Origin of the sequence: Paenibacillus sp. JSM ZJ436 (genome assembly GCF_044383795.1) — a bacterium.
GTDB classification, from domain to species: Bacteria; Bacillota; Bacilli; order Paenibacillales; family Paenibacillaceae; genus Paenibacillus_AQ; species Paenibacillus_AQ algicola.
In genome coordinates this window covers 163,774-182,619 of record NZ_JBISEO010000002.1, presented here as the reverse complement: position 1 = coordinate 182,619, position 18,846 = coordinate 163,774, and the positions used below count along the sequence as shown (strand labels likewise).

Annotated in this window: 20 protein-coding genes; 13 read left to right on the top strand and 7 right to left on the bottom strand. The window is 55.1% G+C overall.

Features of this window, described 5'->3' with window-relative positions; all coding sequences use genetic code 11:
* Positions 1 to 134: 134 nt before the first annotated feature.
* From pxpB to ACH6EH_RS03180, 4 genes are all read left to right on the top strand, one after another.
* Entirely contained in the window at positions 135 to 860 is a 726-nt protein-coding gene (pxpB, locus tag ACH6EH_RS03195; protein WP_397331256.1) for a 5-oxoprolinase subunit PxpB, read from the top strand.
* A complete protein-coding gene (locus ACH6EH_RS03190) occupies positions 857 to 1,867 on the top strand; it encodes a 5-oxoprolinase subunit C family protein (protein ID WP_397331084.1) in 1,011 nt (336 codons plus the stop codon). Before pxpB ends, ACH6EH_RS03190 begins: the two co-directional genes overlap by 4 nt.
* 12 nt (positions 1,868 to 1,879) lie before the next feature.
* Positions 1,880 to 2,668, top strand: a complete 789-nt coding sequence (locus tag ACH6EH_RS03185) for a LamB/YcsF family protein (RefSeq protein WP_397331255.1) — start codon at positions 1,880 to 1,882, stop codon at positions 2,666 to 2,668.
* A gap of 172 nt (positions 2,669 to 2,840) precedes the next feature.
* The gene (locus ACH6EH_RS03180) at positions 2,841 to 3,263 is read left to right on the top strand and encodes a DUF1801 domain-containing protein (protein WP_397331083.1); all 423 of its coding nucleotides are present in this window, start codon (positions 2,841 to 2,843) and stop codon (positions 3,261 to 3,263) included.
* Positions 3,264 to 3,421: 158 nt separating this feature from the next.
* On the opposite strand, the gene ACH6EH_RS03175 is transcribed toward ACH6EH_RS03180, so the two are convergent.
* Positions 3,422 to 3,868, bottom strand: coding sequence for a DUF6376 family protein (locus tag ACH6EH_RS03175; RefSeq protein ID WP_397331082.1), 447 nt, complete (start codon positions 3,866 to 3,868; stop codon positions 3,422 to 3,424).
* 126 nt (positions 3,869 to 3,994) lie between these two features.
* Between ACH6EH_RS03175 and ACH6EH_RS03170 the strand changes: the two genes are divergently transcribed.
* From ACH6EH_RS03170 to ACH6EH_RS03150, 5 genes are all read left to right on the top strand, one after another.
* Positions 3,995 to 4,459 carry a pyridoxamine 5'-phosphate oxidase family protein gene (locus ACH6EH_RS03170; RefSeq protein ID WP_397331081.1) on the top strand — a complete coding sequence of 155 codons (465 nt, stop codon included), beginning with the start codon at positions 3,995 to 3,997 and terminating at the stop codon, positions 4,457 to 4,459.
* Positions 4,460 to 4,730: 271 nt separating this feature from the next.
* The gene (gene cspD, locus ACH6EH_RS03165) at positions 4,731 to 4,931 is read left to right on the top strand and encodes a cold-shock protein CspD (protein ID WP_006207896.1); all 201 of its coding nucleotides are present in this window, start codon (positions 4,731 to 4,733) and stop codon (positions 4,929 to 4,931) included.
* A gap of 79 nt (positions 4,932 to 5,010) precedes the next feature.
* Positions 5,011 to 5,289, top strand: coding sequence for a cold-shock protein (locus ACH6EH_RS03160; RefSeq protein WP_397331080.1), 279 nt, complete (start codon positions 5,011 to 5,013; stop codon positions 5,287 to 5,289).
* A gap of 193 nt (positions 5,290 to 5,482) precedes the next feature.
* Positions 5,483 to 5,659, top strand: a complete 177-nt coding sequence (locus tag ACH6EH_RS03155) for a hypothetical protein (RefSeq protein ID WP_397331079.1) — start codon at positions 5,483 to 5,485, stop codon at positions 5,657 to 5,659.
* Positions 5,660 to 5,904: 245 nt separating this feature from the next.
* Entirely contained in the window at positions 5,905 to 6,702 is a 798-nt protein-coding gene (locus ACH6EH_RS03150; protein WP_397331078.1) for a formate/nitrite transporter family protein, read from the top strand.
* A gap of 114 nt (positions 6,703 to 6,816) precedes the next feature.
* On the opposite strand, the gene ACH6EH_RS03145 is transcribed toward ACH6EH_RS03150, so the two are convergent.
* Positions 6,817 to 6,963, bottom strand: a complete 147-nt coding sequence (locus ACH6EH_RS03145) for a hypothetical protein (RefSeq protein ID WP_208203574.1) — start codon at positions 6,961 to 6,963, stop codon at positions 6,817 to 6,819.
* 282 nt (positions 6,964 to 7,245) lie between these two features.
* On the opposite strand from ACH6EH_RS03145, the gene ACH6EH_RS03140 reads away from it, so the two are divergent.
* The 4 genes from ACH6EH_RS03140 (at position 7,246) to ACH6EH_RS03125 (ending at position 11,587) form a co-directional block, all read left to right on the top strand.
* Complete coding sequence (locus tag ACH6EH_RS03140; protein WP_397331077.1) at positions 7,246 to 7,839, top strand: nitroreductase family protein; 594 nt, start codon at positions 7,246 to 7,248, stop codon at positions 7,837 to 7,839.
* Between the two features lie 148 nt (positions 7,840 to 7,987).
* Positions 7,988 to 8,353 carry a hypothetical protein gene (locus ACH6EH_RS03135; RefSeq protein WP_233281104.1) on the top strand — a complete coding sequence of 122 codons (366 nt, stop codon included), beginning with the start codon at positions 7,988 to 7,990 and terminating at the stop codon, positions 8,351 to 8,353.
* Between the two features lie 148 nt (positions 8,354 to 8,501).
* Entirely contained in the window at positions 8,502 to 10,595 is a 2,094-nt protein-coding gene (locus ACH6EH_RS03130) for a serine hydrolase domain-containing protein (protein WP_397331076.1), read from the top strand.
* 152 nt (positions 10,596 to 10,747) lie between these two features.
* Positions 10,748 to 11,587, top strand: a complete 840-nt coding sequence (locus ACH6EH_RS03125) for an aldo/keto reductase (protein ID WP_397331075.1) — start codon at positions 10,748 to 10,750, stop codon at positions 11,585 to 11,587.
* 112 nt (positions 11,588 to 11,699) lie between these two features.
* Here ACH6EH_RS03125 and ACH6EH_RS03120 read toward each other — a convergent pair whose 3' ends face one another.
* The 5 genes from ACH6EH_RS03120 to ACH6EH_RS03100 all read right to left on the bottom strand — a co-directional run bounded on the left by ACH6EH_RS03120 (position 11,700) and on the right by ACH6EH_RS03100 (position 18,794).
* Entirely contained in the window at positions 11,700 to 13,208 is a 1,509-nt protein-coding gene (locus ACH6EH_RS03120; RefSeq protein WP_397331074.1) for an MDR family MFS transporter, read from the bottom strand.
* Between the two features lie 220 nt (positions 13,209 to 13,428).
* Positions 13,429 to 15,891 carry a UvrD-helicase domain-containing protein gene (locus tag ACH6EH_RS03115; protein ID WP_397331073.1) on the bottom strand — a complete coding sequence of 821 codons (2,463 nt, stop codon included), beginning with the start codon at positions 15,889 to 15,891 and terminating at the stop codon, positions 13,429 to 13,431.
* 204 nt (positions 15,892 to 16,095) lie between these two features.
* The gene (locus tag ACH6EH_RS03110) at positions 16,096 to 17,070 is read right to left on the bottom strand and encodes an aldo/keto reductase (RefSeq protein WP_138224264.1); all 975 of its coding nucleotides are present in this window, start codon (positions 17,068 to 17,070) and stop codon (positions 16,096 to 16,098) included.
* A 124-nt stretch (positions 17,071 to 17,194) separates the two neighbouring features.
* On the bottom strand, positions 17,195 to 18,349 hold the full coding sequence (locus tag ACH6EH_RS03105; protein ID WP_397331072.1) for an ArnT family glycosyltransferase: 1,155 nt from the start codon (positions 18,347 to 18,349) through the stop codon (positions 17,195 to 17,197).
* 214 nt (positions 18,350 to 18,563) lie between these two features.
* Positions 18,564 to 18,794 carry a hypothetical protein gene (locus ACH6EH_RS03100; protein ID WP_138224265.1) on the bottom strand — a complete coding sequence of 77 codons (231 nt, stop codon included), beginning with the start codon at positions 18,792 to 18,794 and terminating at the stop codon, positions 18,564 to 18,566.
* Positions 18,795 to 18,846: the final 52 nt, after the last annotated feature.

Sequence of the window (18,846 nt, the reverse complement as noted above, 5' to 3'; positions counted from 1 at the left end):
TCCCTGGAAGGGTGGGAGCCGGGGCTTTTTCTGATGCTGAAAGAGCCTTTAATGCGGCTGACGTCTCCGTCCCTGCTATGCTATGCTGTACCTATCTATGGAGGGTCAGGAGAGGAGGCAGGCGCTTGCAGCAAATACAGATTCAGCCTGAAGGCGACCATGCGGTCGTCGTTTCCTTCGGGAAGGAGAACAACAGCGTCGTCCGCGCCGGAGTACGCATGCTGGCACGAGCTTTGGCGGAGCAGCCCTTAAAGGGCATGGTGGAATACATTCCGGCATTCACCTCCGTGACCGTGATCTATGATCCCGTGTTGGTGTATAAGGAGGCCGAAGGTCAGGCACTCGGGAGCGGGACTCTTCTTCCCTATGAGATCGTTGTGGGGAAACTTGACGCTCTCGTGCAGACTCAGCAAGAGCAGCAGGTGCCCCCTGAAAGCGTGGTCTACATTCCTGTATGCTACGGTGGGGAATTCGGTCCTGATCTGGAAGAGGTCGCAGCGCTGAGTGGACTGAGCGTGGAGGAGGTGATCTCTATTCATCACGGGGTGCCGTATCAGGTGCATATGCTGGGCTTCGCTCCGGGCTTTCCGTATCTGGGAGGCATGGATCGGCGGATTGCCGCTCCGCGTAAAGCGACACCTAGGCTCTTCGTCCCTGCGGGCTCTGTAGGCATAGCGGGAGAGCAGACCGGAGTGTACCCCATCAGCACCCCGGGCGGCTGGCAGCTGATTGGCCGGACGCCGGCAGCGCTGTTCCTCCCCGACCGGCAGCCTCCGGCGCTTCTGAAGGCAGGCGACATGCTCCGGTTCTACCCTATCACGCGACGGGAATACGAGACATGGGAAGGAACGTCACCATGAGCATTCATGTACACAGGCCCGGACTCCTGACGACGATTCAGGACAGCGGGCGTTATGGCTTTCAGCAGTATGGCGTCGTGGTCAGCGGCCCGATGGACACCTTTGCCCATCGGGCAGGTAACCTGCTGGTAGGAAATCCCCCGGGGTACGCGGCGCTGGAGATGACGCTGCTGGGCCCGGTGCTTGAATTTCAGGATGCCGCGCTGATTGCGATTTGCGGCGGCGATTTCCGCGCGCACATCAACGGCTCCCCGCTGCCGCTGTGGCGGCCGGTATATGTGCCGGCGGGCAGTACTCTTACCGTGGATGCCCCGAAGCGGGGCTGCCGGGGGGTTCTGGCGATATCCGGCGGACTGGATGTGCCGCTCGTCATGAACAGCCGCTCGACCTATCTCCGAGCCGGCCTCGGCGGCCTGAAGGGCAGAGCGCTTAGGGCCGGAGATGTCTTGCCCGTCGGGGCAAGGGACGAAGCAATAGAGCCTCTGCTGACCGCAATCCTGAAAGGAATGGACCGGGAGGCGCAGTTTGGGACGGTGAGCTGGCGGATCTCGGAGACGCTGCTGCCGAAGTATGAAGAGTATCCCGTGCTGCGCCTTCTGGAAGGTCCTGAACTGCACTGGCTGGAGGAGGAGAGCCAAAGAGAGCTGTTCTCTGGAACGTTCACGCTGCAGCCGCAATCGGACCGGATGGGCTGCCGTCTGGCCGGCAAGCCGCTGCGGCTGGGCATTTCCAGGGAGCTGGCATCAGTGCCGGTCACGTTTGGCACCGTGCAGCTGCCCCCGGACGGCCATCCCATCGTGCTGATGGCTGATCGGCAGACGACCGGGGGCTACCCCAGAGCCGGTCAGGTGATTACTGCCGATCTGCCGCTGCTGGCGCAGGGAAAGCCGGGCTGCCGGGTACGGTTTCAGCGGGTCACTCTGCAGGAGGCCCAGGAGCTCCTGCTTCAGGCAGAGCTGAGGCTGAGGCAATTAGAACAGAGCATTGTACTGCAATTCAGGCGGTAGAGGAGGGGCATGATGAAGAGAGTAGATCTGAACTGTGACATGGGTGAGAGCTTCGGTGCGTATACACTGGGCTCTGATGAGGAGCTGATGGAGTACGTAACCTCGGTCAATATCGCCTGCGGCTTTCATGCAGGGGATGCAGCAACGATGCGCCGGACGGTGACGATGGCGCTGGACAAAGGAGCCGCCTTGGGCGCGCATCCCGGCCTGCAGGACTTGGCCGGCTTTGGCCGCCGGCGAATGGATATTACGCCGCAGGAGGCTTATGATCTGGTCGTATACCAGATCGGCGCGCTGTGGGGCTTTATCCGCGCTGAAGGCGGAGCCATGCAGCATGTGAAGCCGCATGGCGAATTGTACAATATGGCAGCGTACCAGCCGAAGCTCGCGGAGGCGGTAGCGGAAGCCGTGTATGCGGTGGATCCCGGCCTCATGCTGTTCGGTCTGGCCGGCAGTGAGCTGATTGCCGCAGGAGAGCGGGCAGGTCTGCGAACCGCGAGCGAGGTATTCTCGGACCGTACCTACCAGGTAGACGGCTCGCTTACGTCCCGGCGCCTGCCGGATGCCCTGATTACTAACGATGATGAGGCGGTGCTTCAGGTCATTCGGATGATTGACGAAGGCAAGGTGCTGTCACAGCAGGGCATCGACGTCTCCATCCGTGCAGACACGGTCTGTATTCATGGAGACGGCGAGCATGCCGCCGCTTTTGCGAAGAAGATTCATAGCGCCCTGCAGCAGTCCGGCATCCGGCTGCAGGCAGCGGGGGCAGCAGTCCCGCGCGTTAACGGACAGGCTTGATCCCGGTTCATCTGCGGCTACCCGCCCTATTCCAGAATCAATCCCGATCCCAGCCCCAGTTCGTGATCCATCCCGCCTACAGGGGTCAATTGATAGGGACCTTGAAGAGCATCGGCTGACCAGAAGCGGGCATAAGAGGCAGGAACCATTATAATCGAGAGGAGCCGTGCCCATGTACGAGCAAAAGACCCTCCCCAGTGACGAGAATGTTATTGAATTTATAGAGGCTGTAGACCATCCGAAGAAAAAAGAGGATGCCTACCGGCTGTTAGATATTTTTGCGGAGACAACCGGGTATCCTCCTGTCATGTGGGGGCCGAGCATCATTGGCTTCGGTTCTTACCATTACAAGTATGCAACCGGCCACGAAGGAGATGCGCCCCTGGTGGGCTTCTCTCCGCGCAAGGCGAAGATCAGTCTGTACCTGTCCGCCTGTGAGCCGGAACGAGAGGCGCTGCTGGAGCAGCTGGGCAAGCATACCACCGGCAAATCCTGTGTATATGTAAACAAGCTGGCAGACATTGACGAGTCTGTTCTGCGCAAGATGATCCAGCATTCTGTAGCGTATTTGCAGGAGATGTATCCGGAGGCGTAATTGTGGTGGTTAATACTGTAATTTCCTCATTTTTCAAGAGGCTTCGCCACGCATTTGAGACTACTTGTCAAATGACTTTTCGCGCGCAACACAAGAGTAGGCTATCTGCATCGATAGCCTGCTCTTGTTCTTGATTTCGCTCCATTAATACTCCAAGATTATTCCCCTTCTCCGAAGTTGCCCAGCTCACTTAAGGCGCCTTCGATCTGCCCCAGCGTATCGGCCATTTTGGTGTTCTCAAAATTTGTCACGCCGTTCTCGAGCTGAGTGGAGTACTCGTCAATTTGGCCGCTAAGTGTGTCGTTATAGCTTGTGAGCTGGTCATGAAAATCCTGTGCAAAAGAGGGAGCCTCCAGTCCGTTAAACTCCGAGATGCTCTGCTTCATGTCCCCAAGCCGCTCCTTCAGCTGCTGCAAAATCTCACTGTTGTTCGCAGCCTCCTCTGCCAGCTGTGGAACCTGGTTGGCAAACGCCACCGTTTCATTCACGAACCGGGTCGCCTCATCACTGTAATCCAAAGATTGATCTACATCTTCCAAAAGAGAACAACCGGACAAAACCAAAAGGATCAGCACGATGCCCGGAATGCGCCATATTGCTTTCATAAGAGCTACCTCCCGCAGGATGTGATTTTGCTAAGTCATTACCCCGTGACAGGGTCTGTTGAAATTGACATATCTGAATTGGTAAAATAACGTCAACGAATATGAATACCACGGGGAGAGAGAGTCATGTCTCATTCAATCAAGCTTCCAGAGCAGCTGTGCCGTCTGCTGGATGGAGAGAACCTGGAGGAGAAACAGGGCGAAGGCATCCAGCTGCTCACGCAGTGTGAGGACGGCTGGCCGCATTGTGCAATGATCGGTGCCGGGGAGATAATCGCCCTGCAGGAGGACGTGCTGCGGCTGGCGCTTTGGCCGGGAACGATGACGACCGGGAATGTGATACGGACGGGTAAAGCGACGATCGTACTGGTTCACGGGGCAAAAATGTATTACATCCGCCTCGTCCTTGTGCATCTGGCTACGCTGGCTTCCGCCCGGCATCCGCGAGAGCGCTTCGAGGCCAGGATAGAGGCCATCCGGGAGGACCAGGCTCCTTACGCCGATATTGTATGTGGCGTAACCTACCGGCTTAAGCAGCCGGAGGAGGTGCTGGCCCGCTGGAGAGAAACGCTGGAGGAGCTAAGGCAATGAGGGAAGGGGCGGCAGACGCCGCCTTTTTTAGGAGAACAAGTTATATTTCAGGCAATATTTGCATAAGATAAGTTTATAAATTGCTCACGGAATTACGCTTCACCTTGCCAACACACGTTAGGTGTGATAATATAGGTATCACTAGAGCGACCTGAAATCACACATTGTAGAGGGTTGTTATATGATGAATAACCTTGTACAATATGTGAATTTTTTTATTCGTTAACGAAGTAAAAAAGGTCATGTAAATCTTTAAAGGAGGTACACTACTATGCAAACAGGAACTGTTAAATGGTTTAATGCAGAGAAAGGCTTCGGCTTTATCGAAGTTGAAGGCGGTAACGATGTATTCGTTCACTTCAGCGCGATTCAAGGCGACGGCTTCAAAACGTTGGACGAAGGTCAACGCGTAGAATTCAACATCGTTGAAGGAAACCGCGGACCACAAGCTGAAAACGTGGTAAAGCTGTAATAATGTAACAACGCCTGCCCTTAATGTGTGACATTAAGGGCAGCTTTGTTTTCAGGTTCTGGTGAGCTGTATAACCAGGATGAAAGCCAATATTCGCAAGACGGGACAAGGAGGCGTACTCATGTATTCGCGCAAGAATGCGATGGAAGCTGTGCCGGAGGAAATGACCGAGGTGTGGTCCTGTACTAAGGATGATTGCAAGGGATGGATCCGGGATGACTTTGCTTTTGCAACAGAGCCGGTATGTCAGCTCTGCCAGTCTCCGATGGAGAAGGAAAGCAGGATGCTGCCCTTACTCGTCAATACGAATAAGAAGCAAAAATCACTTGGCAAAGGGATTCTGATTGATCGGAAATAGCGGCTAGGGCCACGAAAGCGGCGCAGATACGGTCGGTATCTTTTCGAAAATGTACGACTCCCGCATCGTCTGACGAACGCAAGACCGTTACAAAATAGACGGCAGCGGTTAGTTATTACATGATCCCCTATTTTAGGGGTTATGTATAAAAACATGCGGAAAATCGCATAAATTCCAAAGGAGGAACCGTATTTTGAATACGCAAAATGAGGTGCTGAAACGCAACATCGACAACATGATTCTGCAGGACAATCAGGAAGGCCTGAATGGGCAGGAGAAGTTTATCATGCAGAAGCTGATGCGGGAGAAGTATCAGATGGAGCATGAGAATAAGCTGGAAAACAGTGAGAACGAAAACAACGACAAGTAGGCTTGGCTAAAGCGGGCCCGCTTCGGGTGCGTAATGACTGTTTCATATAAAAGGCGTGAGCCGGAGACGGAGGTCTGCGGTTCGCGCCTTTTTTTGATGCAGCAATCCTGGATCGGCGGCATAACCTGATCCTTCCTGAATTGTGAACTATATCACAGTTTAGATGGGAGAATTTAGGTATACTGTGACTAGGAGTCGGTCGTTGAAGATCAGATAATGGGAATGAAGCTAAAGGATGTGGCACCATGGAAACTCAATCACTTTATGAAGTGGAGAAGCTGGCCCTCAAGAAAATGAGGCTGTTTCAGCAAAGTCCCCTTCGTTATTTGGCGCGCTCGGCGTTAGCCAGTATGTTTATCGGCTTCGGGGTCATTGTGGCCTTCCGAACAGGCAGTTATTTTTACGCGGTGGACTCTCCGGCCATGTACCCTATGGCTGCGCTGACGTTTGGGGCCGCTATTATTCTCATCGCCTTCGGGGGCGGGGATCTGTTTACAGGAAATGCATTCTATTACACCTACGGTACGCTGCGGCGAAAGCTCCGCTGGGTCGATACCATCAAGCTGTGGGTGGCCAGCTACTTCGGCAATATTGTCGGCGCGGCCGTATTTGCACTGCTGATCTATCTCACAGGATTATTTCATGCTCCTGAGGTGAATGGATTTCTGCTGTCTGTTGTCGATAAAAAGATGCATACGCCGTGGACAGAGCTCTTTTTCCGGGGAATCCTGTGTAACTGGCTTGTCTGCCTGGCCTTTTTCATCCCGATGGGGATGAAGTCTGACGGGCCCAAGCTGTTTGCGATGATGCTGTTCGTATTCTGCTTCTTCATCTCCGGCTATGAGCACAGCATCGCAAATATGTGTACCTTCGCCATTGCGCTTGTCGTGGATCATCCGGACACCATCTCGCTCTCTGGAGCCGTCTACAATTTGGTGCCGGTGACGCTCGGGAACCTGATTGGCGGCAGTGTATTTATGGCCTTTATGTACCACTATGTGAACAAGCCGAATCTGGATCAGAATCAGGACCAGGTGCGTTAACGAGGGATCGGCCTGCGGTGCAGGCCGTCTTTAAATTGTCCTGCAAAAAAAACCGGATGCCGCGCATTCAAGCCGCGAGGCATCCGGTTCTTATCTACCACATCTATATTTCAATTAAGCCGGGGTTACAGGCTTCAGGTTCATTTCCATCTTGCGTGTAATTTCCTTCTGCCACTTCAGATCACCGAGCTGAATGGCTAGATTCAACAGATCCAGGTAATCGTCTACCTGCAGGTTTGTACGCCGAGGGTGCTCTCTCATAGGGGATCCGGTTCTCCTTTATGTTTGGAATTCATACCGATCAGCGTGGAAGCTCTTGATGCTCACTGACTCGGTAATGATAATCATTATCAGGTATGTTTATCTTTATTATAAAGGGTTCCGGGGTAATTGCAAGGGCTTTTCTGCAAATTTTGGCGACAACATTTTGATCAGACAAGCTTTTGTGTTCGTATGTGTCCTTGTCCGGCTCCCCTATGAGGAGCGCCCTTTATTTGATACAATAGAAGCTAATTGTATAACGATTTTCGAGGAGGCTAACGTATGAATATTCATGAAGCGATCCGAACTCGCCGCAGTATCGGCAAGGTGCAGGATACACCGATTTCGCAGGACAAGATCGAGCAGATTCTGGAGGCAGGAACCTGGGCCCCGACGCATAGACATACAGAGCCTTGGCGGTTCTTCGTCATGACCGGCGGTGGACGTGACCTGCTGGGCCATGTCATGGCTGATATTTCCGAAGCCAGTGCTCAAGACAAAAGTGAAGAGGAGCTGGCTGCAGCCCGCGAAGCAGCGATCGGCCGAGCCTACCGGGCTCCACTGGTGATTGGTGTTGCTGTCGCGCCAGCCGATGATCCTAAAGTGATTGAGCTGGAGGAATACGGGGCTGCGTTCGCTGCGATTCAGAACATGCTGCTCGAAATCCATGGCCTGGGTCTTGGCGCGGTATGGAGAACCGGTGATTTCTGCTACAAGCCACAGGTGAACGAAGCCTTTGGCTTGGGAGAACGGGATAAAATGCTCGGCTTCCTTTACATCGGAGAGCCGGACATGACGCCGAAGGAAGGCCGCCGCGAGAGCGCTGCATCCAAGACGACCTTTATTGACCAGTCAACACGCCGTCTGGAGTCCTAATCGTTCCTTCCTAACGGGTCCTAATCGGTCGAAACCCTGCCTAAAATCCTACCAAATCGCTGAAAATTTTGGTATAATAGACCTATATTTGTCGAAATAAGGCCAGTCCCCGGCTAAACGACATGAACGTACATAGGAGGCTATTGTAGTGAATTTTCAGAAGTGGGATATAGGCGGTAAACTGATCTTTATTGCAGCCTGTGCAGCATTTGTATCTTTATTTTTTGACTGGGTGGATATCGGGTTCGCTTCCCAGAACGGGTTCGGGCAGGGCGCCGTGTTTTTCTTTCTGTTGTTTTTGTATCCGCTGATCGTGGTGATCCGCGAGCAGCGCCTGAACAAGCTGCTGGGGTATATACTGGCAGCTGCAGGTGTTATTTTCAGCATCATTTATATTTCTTCAAAGTCTGTAGATTTCCTGGGCAGCAGTGTGAATGCTGCCGGCAGCGGACCGTATGTATTTATCGTGGCATGCATCCTGCTGGCCGTAGGTATATTTAAGCGCGTAAGATAAGACCGGCAATCAAGGGGACGCTTGTGCCGGCAAGAAGAGCCGGATTTTCTGCTTTTATTCGCAGAAAATCCGGTTTTTATTTTTTTTGAACCGATTGGATGACTGAACCGTACTAAGTAAGGAAAAATTTGCTGAGGAGGTTGTTAGGTTGAAGAAGAAATGGCTGTGGCTGCTATCATTATCGGTTACACTCACACTCAATCCGCTCCTGTCGCCAGGCGCGATGGCGGCTGAAGATCAGAAGCAGGTCTCGCAGACGGAGGCTGCCTCGAAGCTGGAGACTCTGGCATCCCAGAAAGCGTCGCTGCTGACAGAGCAGTACGGTGTAACAAGTGTACAGTATGCGCTTCTGGATGGAGAGGAACTGGTGTTATCGGGGGTCAGCGGCATCCATGATGCAGAAGGCCAGATTTCGTTAACGCCGCAAACGATGTACGGGATCGGCTCGACGAGCAAAATGTTTACCGCCGCGTCCGTTATGAAGCTGGTGGAACAGGGCAAGCTTCAGCTGGACACTCCGCTTATCCAGTATATGCCGGATTTCACGATGAAGGATGAGCGGTATAAGCAGATCACGCCGCGTATGCTGCTTAATCATTCCTCCGGCCTGCATGGGTCCACGCTGGCTAACGCTTTTTTGTTTGAAGATCATGATACGGCTGCGCATGACAACCTGTTGAGCAACCTTTCGAAGCAGACATTGAAGGCACAGCCTGGGGCCTATTCGGTTTACAGCAATGACAGCTTTACGCTGGCGGAGCTTCTGGTTGAACGCGTTAGCGGTCAATCCTTTACGGCCTTTATTCATCAGCATTTTACGGAGCCCCTGAAGCTGGAGCATACGAAGACTCCTCAGGATCAGCTAGAGGACACTGCACGGGCGGGAATCTTTTACCCCGGCTTTGATGTCCAGCTTCCGGATGCAGTTGTCAATGCGATTGGCACCGGCGGGATTTACTCCACAGCGGAGGATTTAGTGAAATTCTCCAAGGTGTTTACAGGCGGGGCGGAATCCGTCTTGTCCTTCTCTTCTGCCAAGATCATGGCACAGGAGGAGTACAAGAAAGGGATGTGGCCGAAGGATGCCGATAATTCTATCGATTATGGACTGGGGTGGGATAGTGTACGGCTGTTCCCGTTCGAGAATTACGGTATTCAGGCATTAGCCAAAGGCGGCGATGCGATTGTGTACCACGCTTCTCTCATCGTTCTTCCGGAGCATGATATGGCAGCGGCCGTCTTGTCCTCTGGCGGCAGCAGCGCGCTGAACCAGATCATGGCGAGCGAGCTATTGCTCCAGCAGCTGAAAGCGGAGGGGGAGATTCAAGCCATCCAGCCGGAGAAATCCTTCGGCAAGCCGGTGCCTGCACCGATGCCGAAAGAGGTTATGGATGTTGCCGGCCGCTATGTCTCCACAAATCAGGTGCTTCAGGCAACGGTGAAGGAAGAGGGACGTCTGATTCTGACTATGCCCATTATGCCGGAGCTTCCCGCACAAGAGTATGTGTACACGAAGGATGGCAGCTTTTTGAATGATGAGGGCACAGTGAAGATTACGTTCGTAACGGAAAGTAACGGCCGCACGTACATCTGGGTTCAGGAATATGCATCCGCACCGGGACTGGGGCAGATGGCAACATCACTATACTCAGGCGAAAAGCTTCAAAGCCACAAGCTGGATGAAGCTTCGGCTGCCGCGTGGGAGCAGCGGGAAGGACTGAAATATTATCCGCTGAACGAGAAGTACAGCTCCATGGCTTATTTTTTGCAGGAGCCTTCCATAGCCATTGTGCGGGACCCCAGTATGAAGGGCTATCTGCTCGACAAGAAGATTACGGGTCCGAACACTGCGCGAAGTCAGCATGAGGTGCCGGGCGTGGGCAGCCGGGATACGATGGATTTCAGCTTCTACAAGCAGCAGGGCAAAGAATATCTGGAAGCAGCCGGAACCTTGTTCGTGAGCGGAGACAGCATCAAGGGGCTGTATGCCGGCAAGCGGTCGAAGGTGACGATCGGTAATGACGGCTATGCCCGCTGGTTTACGATTCCGGCTGCGGCGGCCGGTAAGGCGATGAAGGTGGCGCTTCCGCTTCATAGCGCATTCGCCGTTTATGACGGGCAAGGGGCATGTCTGTATTATTCCATCATCTCCGGTAACCAGGCGGTGAAGCTGCCAGAGAACGGCTCCATCGTATTCCTGGGTGCTGCCGGGTCTGCCTTCGATGTGACCTTGAGCCCGTAGCTCTAGCGGCGGCAGCGATGTAGGTGACAGAGACTGAGGCTAACGCTGCGGAGGGGTCATAGAGGTACATTTGAGACGTTCCGCCGGAAGGAGTATACTATATAGGCGGCACTTGCCTGCCGAATCCAACTTGCCTTTAGGAGGAATTGACTATGACTCATCCGGAGCATCCTGTTTTGAATGAAGGGCCTACGCTGCGTGACGGCGTTCAGATGCCGTGGCTGGGCCTCGGCGTATACAAGAGTAAGGAAGGCGAAGAAGTCATCCACGCGGTAAAGTCTGCCATTGCGGCCGGTTACCGCAGCATTGATACTGCGGCCATTTATGGCAATGAAGAAGGGGTAGGACAGGCCATCCGCGAATGCGGCGTGCCGCGTGAGGAGCTGTTCATTACCACGAAGGTATGGAATGATGATCAGGGGTATGAAGCGACTCTTCAGGCTTGTGAAACCAGTCTGAAGAAGCTGGGACTGGATTATGTAGACCTGTACCTGATCCACTGGCCGGGGAAGGATAAGTACAAGGAAACCTGGAAGGCGCTCATCTATCTGCAGGAGCAGGGATTGGTGCGTTCGATCGGGGTCAGCAATTTCCAGATTCATCACCTTCGGGATATTATCGAGGATTCCGGTGTCGTACCGACCGTAAACCAGGTTGAGCTGCACCCGCTGAACAGCCAGAAGGAGCTGCTTCAATATTGCCAGGAGCAGGGCATTGTGCTGGAAGCCTGGAGCCCGCTGATGCAGGGTCGCCTGGATCATCCGGTCATTACCGAGCTGGCTGCAAAATACAGCAAGACTCCGGCCCAGATCATTCTGCGCTGGGATCTCCAGCATGGCATTATCGTTATTCCCAAATCCGTGAAGGAGCACCGGATTCGGGAGAACGGAGATATTTTTGATTTCGAGCTTTCAGCAGAGGATCTGGCACAGCTGGACAGCCTGAACGAGAACAAGCGCTTTGGTCCGAACCCGGACGAATTCCTCTTCTAAGCAAGATCTGTGCAAGATCTAAGCAAGAGAAGAAGTGTAGCAAGAAGAGAGGCCTTGCGGGGAAGTCCGCAAGGCCTCTCTTTGTCGTATTCATTGCGCCTATGTCCATCCACTATGAGCCGGACATGGCCGGCTTCTTGTTCACCTGAACCCGTTCCTTCCCCATCATAAGCACGAAGAATACGGCCAGTCCTGCGGGAACCAGCGCCCAGGCAAAGGCCTGAGTGATGGAGTCGGCCAGCAGACCGGTCACGAGCTCCCGAGCCTCCGGCGGCAGCTGCTGGAGCGCCTCAGTGCTCGGTGTAAACTCTGAATCGATCGGCAGGCTGCCCGGGGCTTGGGAAGCGGTATCCGCCAGGCGGTTCGTCAGGGCATTGCGCTGGATAATGCCGAACACTGTAATGCCGACCGTCATCCCGAGCGAGCGCAGGAACGAGTTGGTTGAAGTGGCAGCTCCCCGCTGACGCGCTTCAAAATTGTGAATCGACGCAATACTGAGCACGGAGAAGGAGAAGCCCACACCGAAGCCTGTCAGGATCATATAAACCGTGAGCCAGCCCCGCGGCGTGTCCGGCGACAGCGTGCTTAATGCAAAGAGGCCGGTGACAAAACAGATGACCGAGAGGATCATGATGTTGCGGAAGGTAGTCTTGGTCGTCAGCAGTCCGCCGATCTGACTTCCGGCTACACTGCCCAGCATCATCGGCATCAGCATCAAGCCGGAGTCGGTCGCAGAGCCTCCATAAACCCCGGCGATAAAGATCGGGATATAGACGGTGGCGACGATAAAGCCTGCACCATAACAGAGCGCGACAGCATTGCTGGCGGCAAACAGACGCTTGCGGAACATGTTGAAGGAAATGATCGGCTCACTCGCCCGCTTCTCTGCCCAGATAAATAGAAAGAAGAGCAACAGAAAGCCCCCGAGCAGGCTCAGGATCTGAATAGAGTCCCATGCATACGCCTGACCTCCCAGCTCCAGACCGAACATCAGGCAGATGATCGCGCCGACGAGGGTTGCGGCACCGGTCCAGTCGATTTTTTGCTGAACCCGGGACAGGGTTTCCTTATAGAAGACGAGAATGAGCACGAGGGAGACTAGCCCGATGGGGAGATTGACATAAAAGACCCACTCCCAGCCGATGCTGTCTGTAATAAAAGCGCCGAGCAGCGGCCCCAGAATGCTGGATGTGCCGAAGACAGCGCCGAGCAGTCCCGTCATCCGTCCTCTCTTCTCCGGCGGAAATAAATCGAACACAATCGTAAAGGCAATCGGCATCAAGGCACCGCCGCCGATACCCTGAATAGCTCGGAAGATGATCAGCTGCATCATACTGTCCGCCAGACCGCACAGCGCCGAGCCGAGCAGGAAAATCAACAGACCGAATACAAAAAAGCGCTTCCGTCCATACATATCCGACAGTTTCCCGAAGATCGGGGTACCGGCCATGACGGCAACCATGTAGGCTGAGGTAACCCATACGATCTGATCAAACCCGCCGAGATCCTCCACAATGGTGTACATGGCCGTCGCTACAATCGTGTTATCCATCGCGGACATCAGAATACCGAGCAGAAGCGCGGTGACGACCAGCTTGATATGGCTTTGCTGTGCATTCATTCGTTGCGGCTCCTTTTTTGTATGTATATAGTGGTATATAAAGCAACGTGCTGTCTCTATTTTAGCCCTTCCAGGATAAGCATGGCAAGTCGAACAGGAAAAACAGGAAAACGCTGGGGCGAAGGGGAGGTTGCTGCTCGGGGCCAGCTAAACTAAAGAGCCAGAGGCGGCTGGCCTCTGGCTTGGGATGCATCAGTGCGGGATGTGACGCAGGCGACGGTTATCGCTTGGCTGCCTGCTTCATGCCCGCTTGCATGGGCGCGCCGCACAGCGGGCAGGCCTTGCTGCCAGCGGGGACCGCGGCGCTGCTCGGGCCCGCCGGGTGGTCCATGCGCTGCCAGCCGCGGCAGCCGGCCCCGCTGCACACCCACGCGCGGACCGGCTCGGCCGGCGCCCGCTGCGGGGTCACCGGCGCCGCGCTGGCCTGCGCCGCGCCGCGGCCTGCCGGCTTCGCACCGCGCCGCCCGGCAGCGGGGGCCGCGGCGTCCGTGCGCTGCAGCGCCCAGCGCCTGCCCGCACCGTCGCTGGCAGCCGGGCCGCTGCTGCCCGCCCGGCTGCCGCTGCCAGCCCGGCTGCCGCTGCTGCCCGCGCTGGCGCTGCCAGTGCGCCCATCCCCGCTCTCCGGCTGCGCCTTGATGTGGAAGACGCTCTGAAGAAAGCGCGATACCTCCATCTTCCGTCCCCGGTAATAGCCCGGCGAGCTGATGATCAGCTCATCACGGGCGCGGGTGACGGCAACATAAGCAAGCCGCCGCTCCTCTTCCAGCGCCTCGTCGCCCTTCTGCTCCCGGGCCGTGAGCGGGCGGCTGTCGTCGCGCTGTGCAGCCTGCAGGGCGGAGGTGTGCGGCAGAATGCCGTCAGACGCGCCGATCAGGCAGACCACCGGAAACTCCAGCCCCTTGGACTTGTGAATGGTCATGAGCTTGATGGCGTCGGCATGCTCATCCTTTTTGCGGTGCATCATGTCCCCGTGAACCTGAATCAATGCATCGACGAAGGCAAGGAAGGAGGGAATATCCTTGAACCGCTTGGCGGACGCCTCCAGCTCATCCAGTCCCTCCTGGATGAATTCCTTATGCAGCGTCAGATCCTTGCCCCGGTCGGCTTCCATAAATTTGTCGTAGAACCGCACCCGGATCTCCCGAATCGCTTCTGCCGGCTCCATGAGCTTCAGAGATTTAATCAGCTTCGACCGCTCCCGAACCTGCTCTATCTGAAAATCCTTCAAGCCGGGGAAGGTGAGCAGATGGGAGAGGGGACCTTTTTTAGGGCGGGGGGTGTCCTGCTGCAGGATATGCTCCATCCCTCTCTCCCGGTTGATATACAGCGTTGGCAAAATCCCGCCCAGCGCCTGGAAATTGCGACGATCGAGCGACAGCCTCAGATGCTCCATCACTGGCTTCACCATCCACTGCTCATAGAACAGATCGTTCTGCTCATAGTGGATAAACGGAAGTCCCGCCAGCACCAGCTGCTCGAATATGGCCCGGCTGTTATGTGAGGTCCGGTACAGGATACAGTAATCCCCGTATGGTCTGCGGTTCTCATTTACGGCCTCCTGGATCGAGCTCAGCAGGAGCGAGGCCTCCTCATCCGGATCATTGGGGCGGAGGTAGAGCGGAACCTGATCGCTTTTTCGGGTGGATTGCAGTGTTTTGGGGCGCCGCAGCTGGTTGTGCTGGATGATCTCATTGCCCAGCCCCACAATGCTCGACAGCGAGCGGTAATTGATGTCCAGGGTAATGACCCTGGCACCGGGAAAGGCTTGGTCAAAGTGAAGAATAAACTCATGCCGGGCGCCGTTGAAGCTGTAAATGGTCTGATCGTCATCTCCCACCACCATGAGATTGCGATGAGGCTTCACAAGCATTTGGATGAGCTCATAGGGCAGCAGGCCGGTATCCTGGAATTCATCGACCATGACATAACGGAAGCGGCGTTGCAGTGAATGCAGCAGGGGCTGATCGTTCTGTAGAAGGCGGTGGGCCCAGACAAGAATATCGTCAAAATCCATCTGGCCATGCTCTTCCTTCCACGTCTCATATCTGGCAAAAACCTGCCGGGTCTCCACCTCTGCCGGGGTGCTGGCCGGAAGCTCGTCCAGTCCTGCCATGTTCAGGCGATAGGCGGACCACAGCGATAACAGCGTCTCGGCCTCATAGCGGTCCGCAAGGCCCATCTCCCGCAAAATCCGCTTCACGATGAATTGCTGATGCCTGGTATTGCTCAGAATTTCCTGCCGGTAGCCGCGCGTGCGCAAAATGTACAGGAAAAATGAATGAAAGGTCCGGGCTGTTACCTGCTCGGCCTCCCGATTACGAATGCCCGGCAGTGCCCGAATCCGCTCCTTCATTTCGGCTGCAGCCTTGGAGGAGAATGTGACCAGCAGGATGGAGCCGGGGTCTGCTCCGCCGGCAGCAATGAGATGCCCGGCGCGGCTGACCAGCACGGACGTCTTGCCGGAGCCCGCTCCGGCCAGCGTCAGCAGCGGGCCTTCTCCGTGGCGTACCGCTTGAATCTGCGCTGCATTCAGGAACAGCCCCTGCTCCTCCAGGCCGCGGAAGAAGGGAGCATCCCGGTCTGTACTGCGTACCAGCTCGCGGCTGCTGCGGGAGGAGGTCAGCCCTGCAAAGGGAAGGTCACGCCGCTGACTGCCGAAGGGTCGTTTAAAGAAATGAGTCATATGTGAATCACCTGTCATTGTAATTTAAAAACAGCCCTCCCAGTGTACCGGAATTGCAGCGGACTGGCAAAGGAAATTGCTGATGTCTTGCAAGGAAGACCGTGACGGGAAGCCTGCACCAATAGACCAATAGCATAAAGAAAAGAGCTGCCCTCAGGATTTTGTGGTCCTGGAGGTGCAGCTCTTAACGGTACGGGATGCCGCTTATGGCAAAGCTTTGCCGCGCGCACTTACGTACAGGGAATACCATTCCTCCCGCGTCAGCTCAACCAGCTCCGCACCGCCGCAGGCGCGGATCCGGTCCGGATTACGGGTGCCGATCACCGGCTGGATGCCCGCCGGATGCTTCATCAGCCAGGCCAGAAGCACGGCTTCCGGGGATGCCTCCTTCTCTTGAGCCAGGCGCTGGATCAGCGCAGCCGTTTCTTGAATATCCTCGGGCAGCTGCTCCACAGCTCGTCCGGTGTACAAGCCTCTGGCAAGAGAGCCCCAGGCCTGGATCTGGATGTTGTTCTGCTGACAGTATTCCAGCGTGCCCGCCGGGAACGTATGGTTCTGAAAAGCCTCCTGGTTGACATGAACGCCTGCATCCAGCCAGCCCAGATGCTGTAGACTCATCTGCAGCTGATTAACGATGAATGGCTCCTTCGTATAGGCCTGCAGCAGTGAAATCTGGCCGGCATGCATATTGGAGACGCCAAAATGGCGAACCTTGCCGGATGCCTTCAAATCCTCCAGCGCTTCCGCGACCTCGGAAGGGTCCATCAGCGGGTCAGGACGGTGCAGCAGCAGCAGGTCCAGGTATTCAATGCCAAGCCGTTTCAAAGAGCCGTCCACACTATGAATGATATGCTCCTTGGAGAAGTCGTAGCGCCCCGGCACCCCGTTCTGCTCCGCAAAACGGATTCCGCACTTGCTCTGAATAATCATGCTCTCCCGAAGCTCGGGACGTTCCTTCAGGACCTGGCCGAACACTTCTTCGGCCTTGCCGCGCGTATAGATGTCGGCATGGTCATACATGTTGATTCCTACAGCCAAAGCGGCATCCACGGCTTCATGGGCTTCTTTGAGATGCAAAGACGTAATTGGGCTTTCATCCCAATCTCCGCCAAGCCCCATGCATCCCAGCACGAGACGGCTTGCCGGCACATTCCGGCGGTTTAAAGGCATAATGCTCATATCATTCATAACCTCCCATAAGTATCATTGTTAGCTATACCCCTTGAGGCACATGCATTTCTACGTGATCTTCCAGTATCAAGACAGCGGCTCTCCTGGGCACGGCTGCGAGCGAAGCCGAGCCTTACCGGCTGCGTTCCAGACTGCGTAGCAGACTGGTCTTATGTCCATAAATGACGGCTTTGTTAGCCAGGAAAGCCGTATATAGCAGAATAAATACGCCGTACGGAAAGCCGGTCCCGTCAATGCTGGGAACTGCCGCTTCCGCGGCGATGAAGTAGCCCAGCGTCAGCAGAACCGGAAGCTGTCGCTTAAGCCGGTATTTCCATACGGACCAGATCAGGCCGGCCACACCGGCATACAGCAGCACCAGCCGCACGAAGTCGAGCGCGGACTGCACAACCCGCCGGGTGTCAGGGTCAGCGAAGCGGCCTGCGTACCGTGTGGACAGACCTCCAAAGACACTGCGGAACAGATACACTAGCGGATTCCCTTCAATAAATCGGGCTTCCAGCCATAGTGGTGCGAGATTCCAGGGACCTGGGAGATACATCAGCTTCTGAAATCGCGGCAGGCTAAGCCACCATGGCGACAGCACGAGGATATAGCCGCCGGCGATCAGGAGCGTACCCCATAGTATGTATCTCATCGGACTTTTGTAAATATACCACAGGATCAGGAATACCCCGGGATACAGCAGTGCTTGCAGATTGAAGCAGGCAACGGCGGCGGTCAGCACGCCGGCGGCTGCATACCAGGCTAGCTGCCTCAGCTCTAATGCAGCAATTACTGAGCATACGAGCAGCAGCATCAGTGTCTGCATGGTCATATCCGGCAGAATGAGCCGGGCGAGACCGTAGGCAGGCCAGTACAAGGCGTAGATAATAGCAGCGAGCAGTGCAGTCGTGGTGTTGAACATGTACCTCGCCAGCACGAATACCAGATAGACAGAAACGGCATGCAGGATACATTGGATGATCCGGTATGCGGTAAAGGCGGTGTCTTCCTCCCCGAACAGCTGGATCAGGGCGAAGATCATTAACGGAACCCCGGGCATGACCCCGGAAACGGCGCTGGAGCCGTCTCCGGCTCCGTCACGGCTGATCAGCAGGGCGCTGGTCATATACTGCTGTTCCATTTCAATCACAGCCGTTCTCGGGTTCTTGGAATCTCCGGCTGCAACAAGCAGGCATGACAATAGAAACACAATGACAATGAGCCCCAGGAGCACTTTGCGGTTCAGGCGGTTCAAGGACCAGATGGAAAACAAATTGTCCACTCCATTTTTATCATATTCGTTCTATCTCTTATCTTAATGAAACGGGAGCGGGAAAGAAAGTCCGGCTTTCCTCTCTTCCTAAATTTCAGGCGCTCCAGCCCCATAGCGCGGCGTAAAAAAAGGCTCCGTACACACGGAGCCGCTGCTAAAATGCTGGTCATATGAGAAGCCAAAGAGTAGGGGCTGATCCTGCCGGACAGCTTCCAGGCTGTTTTTAGAAGCCGCTGTGATATTTGTCCTCACTGGAGGAGCTGTCTTTGGAGGTCCCGTCCTTGCGTTTCTCTTCCTGCTTCTCCAAGTTCAGGTCCTCCATAGGGATCGAGTCCACGGTTTCTTCGCTTTTGAACTTGTCAAACAGGCTCTCCTTCTCTGTCGGATATTGCTCGGCATGGTCGGTATGACCCGGTCCGTGATCCAGAGGAAGGTTTTTATTAGATTGTGGCATGGAAATCACCTCGTTTAGTTTGATACTCCTTTTTACCTGTTTTGGAGGAGAA